Here is a 16926-nt window from a genome sequence, read left to right as displayed (position 1 = left end):
CGGATGAGTGCGCCCAGCAGAATCGGGCAATGGAACCCGTCACTCTCACCTCCGACCGTCTCCTGTTGCGCTCGGTCGGCCCCGCCGACACCGACGCGGTGTACGCGGCGGCGCAAGACCCCGACATCCAGCGCTGGACGACGGTGCCCTCGCCCTATCTGCCCGAACACGCGCTCTCCTTCACGGACCAGATCGTCCCCGACGGCTGGTCGGAGGGGTCGATGTTCACCTTCGGTGTCTTCCTCACCGGCGGCGAGCTGGCCGGCATGCTCGGCCTCACGATGCGCTCGCTGGGCACGGCCGAGATCGGTTTCTGGGCGGCCAAGGAGCACCGCGGCCGCGGTTATGTCGTGGAGGCCACGCTCACGGCCTGCCGGTGGATCTTCACCGAGGTCGGCGTCGACCGTGTCGAATGGCGGGCCGAGGTCGGCAACCTCGCCTCCCGCGCGGTGGCCGAACGGGCCGGCTTCACCATCGAGGGCACCCTGCGCTCCGGTATCAACAACAAGGGGGTGCGCCGGGACTGCTGGGTCGGCTCCCTGCTCCCCTCGGACCTGGGCCTGCCCTCCACGGCCCCGTATCTGCCCGGGCGTTCCTGACCGCCGCCGGGCGGCCGGGCCGGCCTACCCCCGGCGAAAGCGCAGTTCAGCGCGGGTTGTCAGTGGCGCCCTCTATCGTCCGACGCATGACGACCCTTCCGCGCCCGACCACCACCCTCACCGCGGACGACGCCCGCCGGATCGCCCTGCGGGCTCAGGGGCTCCTCGGCGCGCCCGACCGGCGCGCCGGGGTCCGCGGGGTGCTGCGCCACCTCGGCGCGGTCCAGCTCGACACCATCTCGGTCCTCGCCCGCTCCCACGAACTGGTGCCGTACGCCCGGCTGGGCGCAGTCGGCCGCAAGACGGTGGAGGCCGCGTACTGGACGGACGCGCACGCCTTCGAGTACTGGTCGCACGCGGCCTGCCTCCTGCCCATCGAGGAGTGGCCGCACTTCGCCTTCCGCCGCCGCACCTACCGCAACCGTCCGCACTGGCATCACGCACTCCCCGACGGCGCCTACGACCAGGTCATCAAGCAGCTGCGCGCGGAGGGCCCGCTGACCGCCACGGAGCTGGGCGGCGCGAAGAAGACGAACGACTGGTGGGACTGGTCGGGCACGAAGGTCGCCGTGGAGCGTGCGCTGATGTACGGCGAGGTGGTGTGCGTCGAGCGGCGCGGCTGGAAGCGGGTGTACGACCTCGCCGAGCGCGCGGTCCCGGACGCTCTGCTGCACGACGAGCTGGACGACACCGAGTGTCTGCGCCGTCTGGTCCGGCTGGCGGGCGAGTCGCTCGGTGTCGGCACGCGCGCGGACATCGCCGACTATCACCGTCTCAAGGGGGAGCAGGTCGACGCGGTGATCGCCGACTCGGGCCTGGTCCCGGTCGAGGTCGAGGGCTGGGGCAGGCCGGCCTGGGCGGACCCGGTGGCCCTGGCGACACCGCCGCGCGGCCGGCACCGCACGACGCTGCTGTCCCCGTTCGACTCGCTGATCTGGGAGCGGGCGCGCACGGAGCGGATCTTCGGCTTCACCCACCGGCTGGAGGCGTACGTCCCCAAGCCCAAGCGGGTCCACGGCTACTTCGCGATGCCGGTGCTCGCCGGCGGCCGGCTGGTCGGCCGTGTCGACCCGGCCCGCGAGGGCCGCACGCTGGTGGCCAAGCAGGTCACCCTGGACGGCTTGAAGGCGGTCCCGGCGGTCGCGCAGGCGCTGACCGAGGCGGCGACATGGGTGAACTGCACGGACGTCCGCGTGGAGCGGGTGGACGCCCCCGAGCTGCGCGAGCCCCTCACCAGGGAACTCGCCGGCCTGCTCGACTAGGGGCTAGCGGATCTCCAGGATCTTCTCGCGCATCGCGTAGACCACGGCCTCCATCCTGGAGTGCAGCTGAAGCTTCTCCAGGATGTTGCGCACGTGGTTCTTCACGGTGTTCTCGGAGATGAACAGCTCCTTGGCGATGTCCCGGTTGTTCATGCCCGTGGCGACGAGTTTGAGGACCTCCAGCTCCCGGTCGGTCAGCCGGGGTGCGGGCACCAGCCGGCGCTCGTCGGTGCGCTGGATCATCGACTTGAACTCGGTGAGGAGTTTCGACGCCATCGACGGGCTGATCTGCGACTGCCCGTCGGCCACCGCGCGAATGGCGGTGGCCACCTCGTCGGTCGAGATCTCCTTCAGGAGGTATCCGGTCGCGCCCGCCTTGATCGCGTCGTAGAGGTCGGCCTCCTCGTCGCTGATCGTCAGCATGATGATCTTCGCGCTGGGGGCGACCTCCTTGATGGAGGTGCAGGCCTCGATCCCGCCGCGCTTGGGCATGCGGACGTCCATCAGCACGATGTCGGGCAGCAGGTCGGCGGCCTTGTCGACGGCCTCGGCCCCATCGCCCGCCTCGCCGACGACCTGGATGTCCTCCTCCGCCGCGAGCACGATCTCCAGGCCGCGCCGGAAGAGGGCGTGGTCGTCCACGACCAGGACTCTGATCGGCTCCTTGCGTGGAGCGTCCGGGTCCGGGCCCATGCCGACGGCATGGTCGTCGGCGCCCCCGTCCCGCATCGGTCCGAAGGTGTCCGCCATCTTTCCTCCCCCTGAAGGCTGTGGCCTGTGGTCCTGTGCCATCGCCAACCCAAGGCAGCGGCCCACCGGTTGGGCCGGTGCGGCCATGATTTCATGCCCGGGCGACACCGAGGTGACGTGCGGGGCGCGAAGTGGTCGCACACCGGTGCCCCTGGGGGCGCACACGCGCTCCAGGGGCACCGGCTCAGCTTCAGCCGGGTGCGTCAGCCGCCCAGCGTGCCACCCGCCGCGGGGGGCTGACCCTCAGCGACCATCGGGTCCGTGCTGAGGTGGATCACGCCGTAGTCGTAGGCATGGCGTCGGTAGACGACGCTCGGCTCCTTCGTCTCGGAGTCGACGAACAAGTAGAAGTCGTGGCCGACCAGTTCCATCTCGTAGAGAGCCTGGTCGAGGCTCATCGGGGAGGCGACGTGGGTCTTCTCGCGGACGACCAGGGGCCCTTCGCCCTTGACCTCCAGCGAGCCGATCTTCTTGGTCGGCACTCCGTCGGTCTCCTCCTCCTGAACGGGGAGGCCGTTGCCGTTGAGCGTGGCGGCGCCCGGGACGTGGTCGGCGACCTCGGCCGCCGGGATCCGGCGCGCGCCTCGGCGCGAGAACCGCTTGTCGTGCTGCTTGCGCAGCCGGGCATCCAGCTTCTCCGCCGCCAGGTCGAGTGCCGCGTACGGGTCGCTGGCCGCTGCCTCCGCCCGGATCACCGGACCGCGGGAGCGGAGCGTGATCTCCACTCGGTCACAGCGGTCGGCCTGTCGGGGGTTCGGCTCCTTGGACACCTCGACGTCGAGGCTGATCACCTTGGCATCGAGCCTCTGGATCTTCTCCAGCTTCAGCTTCTCGGCCACGTGCTTGCGGAACCGCTCGGGCACCTCGGTCTTGCGGCCCTTGACGACGATGTCCACGCAGAACTCCGTTCCCGGATCGCTCCGCTGATTCGGCGGAGCATCTCCCTTTCGCACCAGGCCCGGTGATCACCGGACCTCGGACTCGGTGACTTCCACCTCCTCCTCCCCCATGGGCGAGATCTCCACCCCACCGGCACGGGTGATTGCGGAAAACCCGCGGCACGGCATTCGGATATGCGAGGTGGGCCTGCGCCTTTCCTCACAACCGAACATATCTCGCCCGGACGGATGTCGTCACCCTCTACTGCGGCGTACCTCCGTTCAGGTGAATTACCCCTCTCGCTACCTGCAACGATGCAGGTAGGCGGTCAGTTCCCGTTTATTTCGAATGAATCGCAGGGAGCCCCGATCACGGCGGCATGCAGCAGCCGCTCGAGGGCGTTCGACACCGCCTTTTCCGGTGCACCATGCATGCACTCCCTCCGTTCCGGGCGGGCACCGGTCCGTCGTTCTCCCCTACCTTCCCGAGTTACGGCCTCATACACGGCCGTCCCCTCATCTCGACGGGATAACACCACCTCCCGCAGGGCCCGCGCCGCCTCCGCGAGACTGGCGCCCGTCGTCATCAGGTCGTCGACGAGCACGATGCGGCCCGCACCGAGCAGCCGGCCGCCTCCCGCGGTCACCTCCAGCGCCCCGGCGAGGTTCTCCAGGCGCCGCCGCGCGTCCAGGCCCGCCTGGTCCGCCACGGGCCGCCGCTGGCGCAGCACGGCCGCCACCCGGGCCGGCGTCCCGGTGCGCCGCAGCTCCCCGGCCGCCGCGAGCGCCATCCGCCGCACCGGATCGTGCCCGCGCGCCCGCACGGCCCAGCGTGCGGAGGGCACCGGGACCAGCAGCACGGGCACGCGCCTCGGCCACCCGGCCGTCCCGCCACCGATGTCACCGCCCGCGCCGAGGCCCGCCCGCACGGCCCCCGCCAGTGCCGTACCCAGCGCTCCCGCGAGCGCCAGCGCGCCCCGCTCCTTGTGCGCGAGGAGCAGCGCCCGCACCTCCGCCGCGTACGGAGCCACCGCGTGCACCACCGGCAGCCCGGCCGGCTCCGGCACCGGCCGCACCCGCCGCGGCGCGTCCCCGCCCAGCGCGGCCCGGCAGCGCGGGCAGAGCGCCGTACGAGGTGCCCCGCAGCCCGCGCAGTCGGCCGGCAGCACCAGGTCGGTGAGGTCCTGCCACCACCCCCGCATGTCCACCACTGTGCCAACGCCACCGCCGCCCGGCCACCCCTGTGGACAACGCCCTGTGGACAACTCGCGGGAAAGCTTGGGGCACCACACCCAACTCGTCACCCGCACGGGGGAAGTCAGCCCGGACCACACGCCCGCAGCACAGGCCGTCCGGCCTCGGCCCAGGCCGCCGGCCCACCGCAGCACAGGCGGCCCGGCCTCAGCCCAGGCCGCCCGGCCTCAGCCCGGATAGACCGGCGCCGTCCCGTCCTTGTCGACCTTCTGCCACTGGGCACCGGACGGCAGCCGTACGATCCCGTCCTCCGAGTAGGCCACCAGCGGCACCCGCTCGTCCTCGGACGCGGCGATCGCCTCGACGCCGGGGAGCGCGCCCGGGGCCGGGCCGTCGAGCGTGGAGCCGTCGATCTGGACGTACCGCATCTGCTGCACACCGCCCTGCTCCTGGCCGACCACGAGCAGCCTGCTGTCGCCGGCCCAGGAGATGGCGCTGACCTGCTCCAGGTCCGGCGCGGCCGACCGCAGACCGTCCACCGAGATGCCCTGCCCCGTGCCGTCGTCCCGCTGGATCCGGCCGAGGAGCAGGGACTGCTTGCCGCTCTTCTCGACGACCAACGCGATCCGCGCCCCGTCGGCGGCCACCCGCACGTCCTTGATCTGGCCGGACAGATCCGGCACGGCGACCTGCTCCGGTTTGGTGACGCCCTGCTCCAGGACGAACAGCCGCGGCCGGTGCGGGTCACGGTCGGCCACCCACAGGTCGCCGCGGGCGTCCCAGCTCGGGGTGGTCAGCCGGTCGGCGGGGGCCGGGCCCGCGCTGGTCAGCAGCGGGTCGCCGAGCGAACCGCCCGACGCCAGCGACGTCACGTACAGCGACCTGCCCTCGTCGCCGACCCCGGCCGCGGTGTGCTCGTCGCGCGACACGGCCACCGACTGGAGCGCCTTCTCGCCCTCGCCCAGCGGACCCGGCACCCGGACGGCGCCGGTGCCGGTGCTCCCGGTCGGCATCCGTACCGCCCGGTGCCTGCCGTCGAGGAAGTACAGGTACTCGGGACGCTTGGAGGATCCGTGCCAGGCGGCGGACTCGGCGCGCTCCTCGGTCAGTTCGCACAGCCGGTCGCCGCCGGTGCCCTGGAGCGCGACGGACTCCAGCGTCGGCGCCAGGTTCCGCAGGGTGAGCAGCACCTGCGTCGCCATCTCGGTGCACTTGCTCGCCGCGACCTGGGACGCCTTGAGGTTCAGCGGCACGGTCAGCTTGTTCTGGTCGTCCGGTGCCAGCCCGGACACGCCCTTCTTCAGCGCCGTACCGGTCGGGAAGCTGGACCTGACCACCGGCCCGAGCCAGGCGGTCGGCCCGTTCAGCAGCGAGCGGACCATCTGGGTCATCGGGTCCACCTTGCTACGCACGAACACCGGGTCGGCGACCGCCACCGGCTCCCCGCTCGCGCCGACCGCCGTGTTCGAGGCGAAGTAGTACTTGTCGACGGACGTGTAGTTCCGCTGGAAGTCCGACTTGCCCATGACGACGCCGTCGGGCAGCCCGTCGATGCGCCACTGCCCGGTCTTGGGGTCCTTCGAGAGGTGCAGCTTCTTGCGGTAGGAGCCGTCGGCGGGCTGGTACGCCTGTTGCGCGTCGACCGTGGCGACCCGGGTACCGGCGAGCAGACAGGTGACGCTGTTGGTCTCCTCCCGGCCGCCCGGACCGCAGTCGGTCTCGATGCTCGGCCCGTTCGCGAGCACGGTGGTCGACCGCTCCGGCCGCCAGGCGCTCGCCGCCTCGGCCGTCAGGTACTTGCGAGCCGTGTCGTACTCCGGGTCGTCGCTGGTCAGCGCCTCCAGAAAGCCCTGCATGATCTCGCCCGGACCGGCGCCCTCGGCCGGCGGCATGGCGAATACCCGGACCCCGGTGTCCTGCCGCGGTGTGGACTCCACATCCCGCAGATCCCCGCTGTCGGGCATCGAGGCACATCCGGCCAGCAGTACGACGCCCACAGCGGCGTACGCCACCGTGCGCCCCAGCCGCCGCCGTGTACTCCCCTTGCGGTCAGCGGCCACGAAATGCCTCCCCTGGTTCGGTCGAGTCCTGCGGCCTGGCCGCTTCACCCGGCCGGTCCCCGCGCGCGTCGGGCGCCGGACCCGTGGCGGGCCCCTCGCCCGGGCGCCGCACGCCACCGGTGGGCCGGGGCACCACGCGCGCGCCGTTGCCGTTGCCGGGCAGGGCCGTCGGGTCGGCGGCGGGGGTGGCGGGCAGCCGCGGTGCCCTCGGCGGCAGCGCGGGCGCCTGGGCGCCGGTGTGCTGCACCGGTAGGGTCGCCTGCTTCTCCGCGCCCGTGCGGGGCAGACCGGCGTCGTCGAGGCCGCGGTTGCGGCGCGAGTCCTTGGGCTCCAGCGGTATCGGCGAGCCCCGCAGCGGCTCGTCCGCGGTCCTGGGCAGCGTCAGCCGGAACTGGGAGCCGCCGCCCGGCTCGCCCCATGCCTGGAGCCAGCCGCCGTGCAGCCGCGCGTCCTCCAGGGCGATCGACAGCCCGAGGCCCGTGCCGCCGGTGGTACGCGCGCGTGCCGGGTCGGCTCGCCAGAAGCGGCTGAAGACCCGGGTCGCCTCACCGGGCTTGAGGCCGACGCCGTAGTCGCGCACCGCGATGGCAACGGCGCCGCCCGCCGAGGCGAGCTTGACGATGACGTCCTTGCCCTCGCCGTGCTCGACGGCGTTGACGACGAGGTTGCGCAGTACGCGCTCCACGCGCCGGGCGTCCGCCTCGGCGACGATGGGCTGCTGGTCGCCGAGCACCCGTATGCGCGTGCCCTTCCGCTCGGCGAGCGGCTCGGCACCGCTCACCACCCGCCGGACGACCTCCCTGAGGTCTATCGGCTCGGCCTCCAGCGCCGCCGCGCCCGCGTCGAAACGGCTGATCTCCAGCAGGTCCGCGAGCAGCGACTCGAACCGGTCCAGCTGGTCGGCGAGCAGCTCGGCCGACCGCGCGGTCACCGGGTCGAAGTCCTCGCGTGCCTCGTGGATGACGTCGGCGGCCATCCGGACGGTGGTCAGCGGGGTGCGCAGCTCGTGCGAGACGTCGGAGACGAACCGCCGCTGCATCCGCGACAGGTCCTCCATCTGCTGGATCTTGACCTGGAGGTTCTGCGCCATCTTGTTGAAGGCCTCGCCGAGGCGCGCGATGTCGTCCTCGCCGGTGACCTTCATCCGCTCCTGCAACCGCCCGGCGGACAGTCGCTCCGCGATGCCGGCCGCCATCCGCACCGGCGTGACGACCTGCCGCACCACCAGCCAGGCGATGGCGCCCAGCAGGACGACGACGAACAGCCCGGCGGTCGCGAGGGTGCCCTTGACCAGGCTCAGGGACTTCTCCTCCTGCGTGAGCGGGAAGAGGTAGTACAGCTCGTAGGGGCGGCCGTTGGGGTCGTTGACCTGCTTGCCGATCACCAGCCCCGGCTGCGATTCCCTGCCGCCGTAGTAGATGATCCGCGTGTTGCTCTGCACCGCCGTCGTACCGCTGTTGACCCGCTCACGCAGGTCCGCGGGCACGCTGGAGGTGGGGTTGACGTTCCCGGAGCCGCGCGGACTGCGCCCGCCTCCGCTGTCGTCACCGACGGGCAGGGTCACCACATCGAAGGCGCCCGCGCCACCGCTGGACAGCGACTCCACGAGATCGCTCATCCACTGGATGACGTTCTGCGGCTGCCGCCCGTCCGCGGTCGCCGTGCCGTCGTCCGCCGCGGTACCCGCGCCGGTCCCGCCGGCCGCCTCGTCGGCCTTCTGCTTGGCCACCGCGAACCCGCCCGTGGCCTGGCTCTGCGACGCCTTCACCTTGGCGTCCAGCAGGCCGTTGCGCACCTGCCCGATCACCACGAAGCCCAGCAGCAGGACGACACCCAGCGACATCAGCAGGGTCGTGGCGACCACCCTGAGCTGGATGTTGCGCCGCCACAGGCGCATCACCGGCAACAGCGGACGGCGCACCCAGCGCAGGAACAGCCGCAGCACCGGGCTGCCCTGAACTCCGCCCTGCACCAGACCGCCCTCGAACAGACGCCTGAAGCGCGTACCCACCGCCGTCCGGCCGACAGGCCGCCCCGGACGGGTCCCGGACCCGCCGGGAGCCGAAGCGGCACTGTCCCCGGACATGTCAGCTCGGTCCGGCCTTGTAACCGACGCCACGGACGGTCACCACGATCTCCGGCCGCTCCGGGTCCTTCTCGACCTTGGAGCGCAGCCGCTGGACGTGCACGTTGACCAGCCGCGTGTCGGCCGCATGCCGGTAGCCCCACACCTGCTCGAGGAGCACCTCACGCGTGAACACCTGCCACGGCTTGCGTGCGAGCGCGACCAGCAGGTCGAACTCCAGCGGGGTCAGCGCGATCGACTGCCCGTCCCGCTTCACCGAGTGCCCGGCGACGTCGATGACCAGGTCACCGATGGTGAGCTGCTCCGGCGCCGGCTCCTCCGACCTGCGCAGCCGCGCCCGGATCCGCGCCACCAGCTCCTTCGGCTTGAACGGCTTCACGATGTAGTCGTCGGCGCCCGACTCCAGGCCCACCACGACATCGACGGTGTCGCTCTTCGCCGTGAGCATCACGATCGGCACCCCGGACTCCGCCCGGATCAGCCGGCACACCTCGATGCCGTCCCGCCCGGGCAGCATCAGGTCGAGCAGGACCAGATCGGGCTTGCTCTCACGGAAAGCGGCCAGCGCCTTGTCGCCGTCGGCTACGAAAGACGGCTCAAAACCTTCACCACGCAGCACAATGCCGAGCATCTCGGCCAGTGCGGTGTCGTCGTCGACGACAAGGACTCGTCCCTTCATAAACGACATCATCCCATTCTCATAACAGCGACAGGCGCCCTGGTGAGGGAGGTCACTGGCCGGTGACGATAGTCGTACGGAGCCGTCACTGTCTGCCCCTGTCCACCAGCGCTGATCTCAGTGCCGGCTGTCAGCCCGACGCCGGCGCACCTTTCGCCGACCCGCGGGAACGGCTGGACACCAGGCTCCCCCGGTCCTCGCCGACGCCGTGACGCCGCTTCGGTGAGCTGCCGACTCCGGCAGGCGACGGACGGAGCTGCCACGGCCCCTCAACCCGAGCGTCATCACAGGTGGAGGGGCCGTCGACGCCGCTGAAGCCGACCTCAGCCCATCAGTCGACCGTCGCCCGGCGGGACCCGGCAGCCAGCTGTGCAAGAGCCTCGGCGGTCACGGGTGACACGGCCCCCTCCTCGGTGACGATCGCCGTCACCAGCTCGGGCGGCGTCACGTCGAACGCCGGGTTGTACGCCTGGGTCCCCAAGGGCGCCACCGGAAGTCCCCCTCCTGCTCCGGTCACCGGCACCTGGGGCGCCGCGACCTCGGTCACCTCGAAGCCGGGCCGCTGCTCGACCTCGATGGATGCCCCGTCGGGCGTGTCCGCATCGACCGTCGTCAGCGGCGCCACCACGATGAACGGAACATGGTGGTACCGCGCCAGCACGGCGAGCGGATAGCTCCCCACCTTGTTCGCCACCGAACCGTCGGCCGCGATCCGGTCCGCCCCGATCAGCACCGCGTCCACCTCACCCGCCGCGAACAGGGAACCCGCCGCGTTGTCGGTGAGCAGGGTGTACGCCATGCCGCTGCGGGCCGCTTCGTACGCCGTCAGGCGCGCGCCCTGCAGCAGCGGACGCGTCTCGTCGACCCACAGCCGCCGCAACCGCCCCGCCCGGTGTGCGGCGAGAGCCACCGCGAAGGCCGTGCCCTCCCCGCCCGACACCAGCGAGCCGGTGTTGCAGTGGGTCAGGATCCGGTGTCCGCCGGCGGGCAGCAGCTCGTCCAGCAGCGCCAGCCCATGGGCCGCCATCCGGGCACTGGCCTCGGCGTCCTCCTGGTGCAGCGCCCGCGCCGCGGCCAGCGCCGCCACGGCGGCCACGGTGGGATCCCCGGTCCTGGCCAGCGCCGCCTGATGCGCGGCCTGAGCCCGGCGCACCCCGACGGAGAGGTTCACCGCGGTGGGCCTGGCTCCCGCGAGCGCGCTCGCCGCGTCGGCCACGTCGAAGCCGCGCGCGGCGGCGAGCGCGACGCCGTACGCCCCCGCGATCCCGAGCAGCGGCGCCCCCCGCACGGCGAGCGAACGGATCGCCTCCACCAGCGCCGGCGCGTCCGTGCACACCAGCTCGACCTCTTCGGCCGGAAGTCTTGTCTGATCGAGAAGGACCAGTACGGGACCTTCTGGTGGTTCCTCCCATCGGATCGCCGGTATCTCGGTCGGCCGCTTGTCCCCGCCGGTTCGCGCCTGCTGATCAGCCATGCCGTCAGTCTGCCCCGGATCCGGCGGACAATTGAAGGCGTCCAGCCCCCACCGCGGCCGGCCCCCTGGTGACCGGCCCATGGCACGATGGCTGCCAACCTGCCGCCGCGACCGCGGACGGGCATCGAGAAGGAGCTTCGATGACAGACACTCCGGGCTGGGCCTCGCCCGGATCCTCCCCGTCGTCCGAGGGGCGGGAACCCGGTGCGTCCGGACCCGCCGAGCCCGCCGGCCGCCCCGGCCCCACCGAGCCCGCACCGGAGCCGGGCGCGGAAGCGCAGGGCCCAGGCGCGAAGTGGTCGAAGGAGCAGCCGCCACCCGGCCAGTGGCCGGCGCCCACCGGTGCCCCCAGCCCGCACCAGGCCCCACCGCCCCCGCCCCCCGGCCCGGGCTGGGGCGGCCGGCATCCCGGCGGTCCCGGCCCCGGCGGCTACGGCGGCGGATACGCCGGCCCGCCCGCCGGGTACGGCGGCTACGGCACCCCGGGCGGCTACCCGGCCTGGGGCGGCGGCTGGGGCGGCCCGCCCCCCGCTGCCAAGCCCGGTGTCATCCCACTGCGCCCGCTCGGCGTCGGCGAGATCCTCGACGGCGCCGTGTCCACCATGCGCACCTACTGGCGCACGGTCCTCGGCATCGCGCTGACCGTCGCCGTGGTCACGGACACCTGCCTGGTCCTCCTCCAGGGCTTCGTCCTCAACGACGCTCTCGCCCGGACGTCCCTCGACAGCCGGACCGCCACCCCCGACGACGTGTACCGCGCCCTGCGCGAGACCATGATCGCCGGCGGGCTCATCACGGTGATCTCCGCGGCTGCCATCGTCGTCGCGACCGCGCTGCTCACGACCATCACCAGCCGCGCCGTCCTGGGCAAGCCGGTCAGCGCCCGCGAGGCCTGGCGTGAGGCCCGCCCGCAGATCCCGAAGCTGTGCGGCCTGCTCCTCCTGCTCGGCCTGATCACCGTCGGGGTGATCGTCGCCGGGGCACTGCCCGGCATCCTCGTCCTGGCCGCCGGCGGCAGCGACGCCGGCGGTTCGGCGCTGCTCGGTCTGGGCATCCTCGGAGCCGTCGTGGTCGCGGTGTGGCTGGCGATCCGCTTCTACCTGGCCGCGCCCGCGCTGATGCTGGAACGCCAGACCATCACGAAGGCCATGAGCCGCTCCGCCAAGCTGGTCCGCGGCTCCTGGTGGCGCATCTTCGGCATCCAGGTGCTCGCCTGGCTCATCGCCAACATCGTCTCCTCGATCGTCACCATCCCCTTCGCCGTCATCGGAGCCGCCGTGAGCGGCGACGGCATGGACAACTTCCTCGGCACCAGCGGCGGACACGTCGGCTGGGCGTTCCTGATCATCCGGGGGATCGGCTCCCTGATCGGCACCACGCTCACCCTTCCGATCAGCGCCGGCGTCACCGTGCTCCTCTACATCGACCAGCGCATCCGCCGCGAAGCCCTCGACCTCGAACTGGCCCGCGCCGCCGGGGTCCAGGGCTACGGCACCAGCGCCCCCGGCCACGTCCCCGGGAGCTGATGCGGTGAGCCTCACGGGGGGAGTTCTCACGGCGGCGTCCCCATCGGGCGCCGCCGCGACGGTCGTCCGAGCACTGTCGCGGGTGACGGACCGGGCCGTCCTGGCGGCCGGCGGCTCGGGCGACGAACCGCCGGTGACCGTCCCGCGCGATCCCGCGCGGGACGCGGCGCGGCGCGAGCTGTCCAAGCCGATGTACCACGAGAACGACCCCAGCCTGCTCCAGCGCGCCCTGAACGCGTTCTGGGACTGGCTCGACCGGCTGTTCAGCAGCGCCGCCTCGGCGACCCCGGGCGGCACCGTCGGCGTGCTCGTCGTGATCCTTTTCGTCGTCGCCGTCCTCGCCGCCCTGTGGTGGCGCCTCGGCACCCCCCACCGCCGGCCCACCTCGGCCGCCGTCCTCTTCGACGAGCGCCCGCGCAGCGCCGCCGAACACCGCGCGGCCGGCGAGGCACATGCTGCCCAGGGCCACTGGAACCAAGCCGTCCAGGAACGCATGCGCGCTCTGGTCCGCTCCCTGGAGGAGCGCGCCCTGCTCGACGTGCGCCCCGGCCGCACCGCCGACGAGGCAGCCGCCGAGGCCGGCCGTGTCCTTCCCGGGCACACGGACCGACTGCGCAGCGCCGCCCGCGACTTCGACGACGTCACATACGGCGGGCGCAGGGCGGACGAGCAGTCGTACCACCGCCTGGCCGAGCTCGACCGCGAGCTGGAACGCACCCGGCCGACCCTCGCCGCCGGCGCCACCAGCACGGCCCACAGCACCGGCCAGGGGGCTGCCGAGTGACCACCGAGGCCCCGCCGACGACCACCTCCACCGCGCCCACCGGCCGCCAGGTGTGGACCAGGACACGCGGCATCGCGCTCGCCGCCGTACTGATCCTGGTCGCGGCCGTCGCCATGGCCGCCGTACGCTCCACCACCCGGCACGGCGAACTGGACCCGCGCTCCGCCGACGCCTACGGCAGCCGTGCCGTCGCCCAACTCCTCGCCGAGCGGGGCGTCTCCACCCGCGTGGTCACCACCCTCGACGCGGCGCGCACCGCCGCCGGCCCGGACACCACCCTGCTGGTCGCCGTGCCCGACCTGCTGACTCACCGTCAACAGAACCGGCTGCACGCGGCAACGGCATCCTCCGGCGGGCGGACCGTCCTGGTCGCGGCCGGCAGCTGGTCCGTCGAACGCCTCGCCCCCGGAGTCACCGCGGACCCCGCCACCAGCGGCGGCTCCGCCCTCGCCCCGGACTGCACCCTGCCCGACGCCCGGCGCGCGGGCACCGCCGACACCGGCGGCATCCGCTACACCACCACCCACCTCGACGCCGACTCCTGCTACCCCAGCGAGCGCCTCGCCACCCTGCTGCGCATCCCCGCGGCCTCCGGGGGCGGCGACACCGTGGTCCTCGGCGCGCCCGACATCCTCTACAACGACCGCCTCGACGAGCAGGGCAACGCCTCGCTCGCCCTTCAACTCCTCGGCTCCCGCCAGCATCTGGTCTGGTACCTCCCCTCAGTGTCCGACGCCGCCGTCCCCGAGACCGGTGAACGGAAGAGCTTCTTCGACCTGCTCCCTTCGGGATGGCTCTGGGCCACCCTGCAACTGTTCATCGCGGCGGTCCTCGCCGCGTTCTGGCGGGCACGCCGCTTCGGCCCCCTCGTGCCCGAGAAACTCCCCGTCGCGATCCGCGCCTCGGAGACCGCCGAAGGCCGCGCCCGGCTCTACCGCAAGGCCAACGCCCGCGACCGCGCAGCGGCCGCTCTGCGGGCCACCACCCGCACCCGCCTCGCCCCCCTCGTCGGCGTCCCCGTCGCCCGGGCACACACGCCCGAGGCCCTGCTTCCCGCCCTGTCCGCTCACCTCGCCGGCGACGGACAGACCCTGCACTCCCTGCTCTTCGGACCGCCGCCCGGCGACGACGCGGCCCTCATCGCACTCACCGACCAACTCGACGCCCTCGAAAGAGAGGTACGCCGTTCATGATGGACCCGACCACTGACAACGCCGGGCAGAGCGGGGACGCGGGCACCGCCCGGGCCTCCCTGGAAGCCCTGCGCGCGGAGATCGCCAAAGCCGTGGTCGGCCAGGATCCCGCCGTGACCGGCCTCGTCGTCGCCCTCCTCTGCCGCGGACACGTACTCCTTGAAGGAGTCCCCGGGGTCGCCAAAACGTTGCTCGTCCGCGCCCTTGCATCCGCACTCGAACTCGACACCAAGCGCGTCCAGTTCACCCCGGACCTGATGCCGAGCGACGTCACGGGCTCCCTCGTCTACGACACCCGCAGCGCGGAGTTCTCCTTCCAGCCCGGCCCTGTCTTCACCAACCTGCTGCTCGCGGACGAGATCAACCGCACCCCGCCCAAGACGCAGTCGTCGTTGCTGGAAGCCATGGAGGAACGCCAGGTCACGGTCGACGGCACCCCGCGCCCGCTCCCCGAGCCGTTCCTGGTCGCCGCGACGCAGAACCCGGTCGAATACGAGGGCACTTACCCGCTCCCCGAGGCCCAACTGGACCGCTTCCTCCTCAAACTGACGATCCCTCTGCCTTCCCGGCAGGACGAGATCGACGTCCTCACCCGGCACGCCTCGGGCTTCAACCCACGCGACCTGCGCGCCGCGGGCGTGCGCCCGGTCGCGGGCGCCGCCGACCTGGAGGCGGCCCGCGCCGCGGTCGCCAAGACGACCGTCTCCCCCGAGATCACCGCTTACGTCGTGGACATCTGCCGCGCCACCCGTGAGTCGCCCTCCCTCACACTGGGCGTCTCTCCCCGCGGCGCCACCGCCCTGCTCGCCACCTCCCGCGCCTGGGCATGGCTGACGGGCCGCGACTACGTCATCCCCGACGACGTGAAGGCCCTGGCCCTGCCCACCCTGCGCCACCGCGTCCAACTGCGCCCCGAGGCCGAGATGGAAGGTGTGACCGCCGATGCGGTCATCAACGCCATCCTGGCCCACGTCCCGGTCCCCCGCTGATGGCACTCACCGGACGCGCCGCCCTCATCGCGGCCCTCGGCTCGATCCCCGTCGGGGTCCTGGAACCGGGCTGGACGGGCGTCCTCGCCATCAACGGCCCGCTTGCCGTGGCCTGCGCCTGCGACTACGCACTGGCCGCGCCCGTACGCCGCCTCCTGCTGACCCGCTCCGGCGACACCTCCACCCGTCTGGGCGAAACCGCCGACGTCACACTCACGCTCGCGAACCCGTCGCGCCGCCCGCTCCGGGCCCAGCTACGAGACGCCTGGCCACCCAGCAGCTGGCAGCGAGGCACCGAGGTCGCCGCCTCCCGGCACCGGCTGACCGTGCCGCCGGGCGAACGCCGACGCGTGACGACCCGACTGCGCCCCACCCGCCGCGGCGACCGCCAGGCCGACCGCGTGACGATCCGCTCCTACGGCCCTCTCGGCCTGTTCTCCCGCCAGGGCACTCACCGGGTGCCCTGGACGGTGCGCGTCCTGCCCCCGTTCACCAGCCGCAAGCACCTTCCGTCGAAACTAGCCCGCTTGCGTGAGCTCGACGGTCGCACCAGCGTGCTGACCCGCGGCGAGGGGACGGAGTTCGACAGCCTGCGCGAGTACGTCCCCGGTGACGACACGCGCTCGATCGACTGGCGAGCCACCGCCCGGCGGTCCGCTGTCGCCGTCCGCACCTGGCGCCCCGAACGCGACCGGCACATCCTGCTGGTCCTGGACACCGGCCGCACCTCGGCCGGCCGGGTGGGCGACGCTCCGCGCCTGGACGCCTCCATGGACGCGGCCTTGCTCCTCGCGGCCCTCGCCTCCCGCGCCGACGACCGGGTGGCCCTGCTGGCCTACGACCGCCGGGTACGCGCCCTGGTCCAGGGCCGTTCGGCCGGCGACGTGCTGCCATCCCTGGTCAGCGCCATGGCCACACTCGAACCGGAACTCGTCGAGACCGACGCTCGTGGCCTCACCGCCACCGCGCTGCGAACCGCGCCTCGGCGTTCCCTGATCGTGCTTCTCACGACGCTGGACGCGGCACCGGTGGAACAGGGCTTGCTTCCCGTACTTCCGCAGCTCACTCAACGCCACACTGTTCTGGTCGCCTCCGTGGCGGATCCGCACATTGCCCGCATGGCGCAGGCCCGGGGCAATGCGGAAGCCGTGTACGAGGCGGCGGCAGCGGCTCAGGCGCAGAACGAGCGTCGGCGTACTGCGGAACAGCTTCGCCGTCATGGGGTGACCGTGGTGGATGCGACGCCGGAGGAGTTGGCGCCGGCCCTGGCGGATGCCTACCTGGCACTGAAAGCGGCGGGGCGGCTCTGAATAGTCCTCGATCCGCCGCCTTCCCTTCGGGGAGGCACAGGCTCCGGAACGCAGAAAACCCCCGCACCGGAAGGTGCGGGGGTTTTCCCAAAAATTGTTCGGCGGCGTCCTACTCTCCCACAGGGTCCCCCCTGCAGTACCA

At 72.6% G+C, this 16926-nt stretch carries 14 protein-coding genes; 7 read left to right on the top strand and 7 right to left on the bottom strand.

Features of this window, described 5'->3' with window-relative positions; all coding sequences use genetic code 11:
* The first annotated feature begins 29 nt into the window (after nucleotides 1–29).
* A complete protein-coding gene (locus tag ACZ7DL_RS16910) occupies nucleotides 30–599 on the top strand; it encodes a GNAT family N-acetyltransferase (RefSeq protein WP_470774936.1) in 570 nt (189 codons plus the stop codon).
* Nucleotides 600–685: 86 nt separating this feature from the next.
* Nucleotides 686–1861, top strand: a complete 1176-nt coding sequence (locus tag ACZ7DL_RS16905) for a winged helix-turn-helix domain-containing protein (RefSeq protein ID WP_470774935.1) — start codon at nucleotides 686–688, stop codon at nucleotides 1859–1861.
* A gap of 3 nt (nucleotides 1862–1864) precedes the next feature.
* On the opposite strand, the gene ACZ7DL_RS16900 is transcribed toward ACZ7DL_RS16905, so the two are convergent.
* The 7 genes from ACZ7DL_RS16900 to mtnA form a co-directional block, all read right to left on the bottom strand.
* Nucleotides 1865–2611: a response regulator gene (locus ACZ7DL_RS16900; RefSeq protein WP_470774934.1), complete on the bottom strand. Its 747-nt coding sequence runs from the start codon at nucleotides 2609–2611 to the stop codon at nucleotides 1865–1867.
* Between the two features lie 203 nt (nucleotides 2612–2814).
* Complete coding sequence (hpf, locus tag ACZ7DL_RS16895; RefSeq protein WP_470774933.1) at nucleotides 2815–3507, bottom strand: ribosome hibernation-promoting factor, HPF/YfiA family; 693 nt, start codon at nucleotides 3505–3507, stop codon at nucleotides 2815–2817.
* Between the two features lie 311 nt (nucleotides 3508–3818).
* Nucleotides 3819–4691 carry a ComF family protein gene (locus tag ACZ7DL_RS16890; RefSeq protein WP_470774932.1) on the bottom strand — a complete coding sequence of 291 codons (873 nt, stop codon included), beginning with the start codon at nucleotides 4689–4691 and terminating at the stop codon, nucleotides 3819–3821.
* Nucleotides 4692–4910: 219 nt separating this feature from the next.
* The gene (locus tag ACZ7DL_RS16885; RefSeq protein WP_470774931.1) at nucleotides 4911–6743 is read right to left on the bottom strand and encodes an LpqB family beta-propeller domain-containing protein; all 1833 of its coding nucleotides are present in this window, start codon (nucleotides 6741–6743) and stop codon (nucleotides 4911–4913) included.
* Entirely contained in the window at nucleotides 6733–8829 is a 2097-nt protein-coding gene (gene mtrB, locus ACZ7DL_RS16880) for an MtrAB system histidine kinase MtrB (RefSeq protein WP_470774930.1), read from the bottom strand. The genes ACZ7DL_RS16885 and mtrB overlap by 11 nt, the downstream gene beginning before the upstream one ends.
* 1 nt (nucleotide 8830) lies before the next feature.
* Nucleotides 8831–9520, bottom strand: a complete 690-nt coding sequence (gene mtrA, locus ACZ7DL_RS16875) for a two-component system response regulator MtrA (protein ID WP_187279108.1) — start codon at nucleotides 9518–9520, stop codon at nucleotides 8831–8833.
* Between the two features lie 319 nt (nucleotides 9521–9839).
* A complete protein-coding gene (gene mtnA, locus ACZ7DL_RS16870) occupies nucleotides 9840–10982 on the bottom strand; it encodes an S-methyl-5-thioribose-1-phosphate isomerase (protein WP_470774929.1) in 1143 nt (380 codons plus the stop codon).
* A gap of 140 nt (nucleotides 10983–11122) precedes the next feature.
* On the opposite strand from mtnA, the gene ACZ7DL_RS16865 reads away from it, so the two are divergent.
* From ACZ7DL_RS16865 to ACZ7DL_RS16845, 5 genes are read left to right on the top strand one after another with little or no spacing between them, the layout of a single operon-like run.
* Complete coding sequence (locus tag ACZ7DL_RS16865) at nucleotides 11123–12508, top strand: glycerophosphoryl diester phosphodiesterase membrane domain-containing protein (RefSeq protein WP_470774928.1); 1386 nt, start codon at nucleotides 11123–11125, stop codon at nucleotides 12506–12508.
* A gap of 4 nt (nucleotides 12509–12512) precedes the next feature.
* Complete coding sequence (locus ACZ7DL_RS16860; RefSeq protein ID WP_470774927.1) at nucleotides 12513–13292, top strand: DUF4129 domain-containing protein; 780 nt, start codon at nucleotides 12513–12515, stop codon at nucleotides 13290–13292.
* On the top strand, nucleotides 13289–14485 hold the full coding sequence (locus tag ACZ7DL_RS16855) for a DUF4350 domain-containing protein (protein ID WP_470774926.1): 1197 nt from the start codon (nucleotides 13289–13291) through the stop codon (nucleotides 14483–14485). Before ACZ7DL_RS16860 ends, ACZ7DL_RS16855 begins: the two co-directional genes overlap by 4 nt.
* On the top strand, nucleotides 14485–15474 hold the full coding sequence (locus ACZ7DL_RS16850; protein WP_470774925.1) for an AAA family ATPase: 990 nt from the start codon (nucleotides 14485–14487) through the stop codon (nucleotides 15472–15474). Before ACZ7DL_RS16855 ends, ACZ7DL_RS16850 begins: the two co-directional genes overlap by 1 nt.
* The gene (locus tag ACZ7DL_RS16845) at nucleotides 15474–16784 is read left to right on the top strand and encodes a DUF58 domain-containing protein (RefSeq protein WP_470774924.1); all 1311 of its coding nucleotides are present in this window, start codon (nucleotides 15474–15476) and stop codon (nucleotides 16782–16784) included. Before ACZ7DL_RS16850 ends, ACZ7DL_RS16845 begins: the two co-directional genes overlap by 1 nt.
* The last annotated feature ends 142 nt before the right edge of the window (nucleotides 16785–16926 follow it).

This window comes from Streptomyces sp. NPDC036984 (assembly GCF_055607665.1).
This window is presented reverse-complemented; position numbering and strand designations above follow the sequence as displayed.

Excerpts from the sequence above, each read along its gene's own strand:
- ACZ7DL_RS16910 (WP_470774936.1), top strand. The coding sequence starts at position 30 with ATGGAACCCGTCACTCTCACCTCCGACCGTCTCCTGTTGCGCTCGGTC.
- ACZ7DL_RS16905 (WP_470774935.1), top strand. The coding sequence starts at position 686 with ATGACGACCCTTCCGCGCCCGACCACCACCCTCACCGCGGACGACGCC.
- ACZ7DL_RS16900 (WP_470774934.1), bottom strand. The coding sequence starts at position 2,611 with ATGGCGGACACCTTCGGACCGATGCGGGACGGGGGCGCCGACGACCAT.
- ACZ7DL_RS16890 (WP_470774932.1), bottom strand. The coding sequence starts at position 4,691 with ATGCGGGGGTGGTGGCAGGACCTCACCGACCTGGTGCTGCCGGCCGAC.
- mtrB (WP_470774930.1), bottom strand. The coding sequence starts at position 8,829 with ATGTCCGGGGACAGTGCCGCTTCGGCTCCCGGCGGGTCCGGGACCCGT.
- mtrA (WP_187279108.1), bottom strand. The coding sequence starts at position 9,520 with ATGATGTCGTTTATGAAGGGACGAGTCCTTGTCGTCGACGACGACACC.
- mtnA (WP_470774929.1), bottom strand. The coding sequence starts at position 10,982 with ATGGCTGATCAGCAGGCGCGAACCGGCGGGGACAAGCGGCCGACCGAG.
- ACZ7DL_RS16865 (WP_470774928.1), top strand. The coding sequence starts at position 11,123 with ATGACAGACACTCCGGGCTGGGCCTCGCCCGGATCCTCCCCGTCGTCC.
- ACZ7DL_RS16850 (WP_470774925.1), top strand. The coding sequence starts at position 14,485 with ATGGACCCGACCACTGACAACGCCGGGCAGAGCGGGGACGCGGGCACC.
- ACZ7DL_RS16845 (WP_470774924.1), top strand. The coding sequence starts at position 15,474 with ATGGCACTCACCGGACGCGCCGCCCTCATCGCGGCCCTCGGCTCGATC.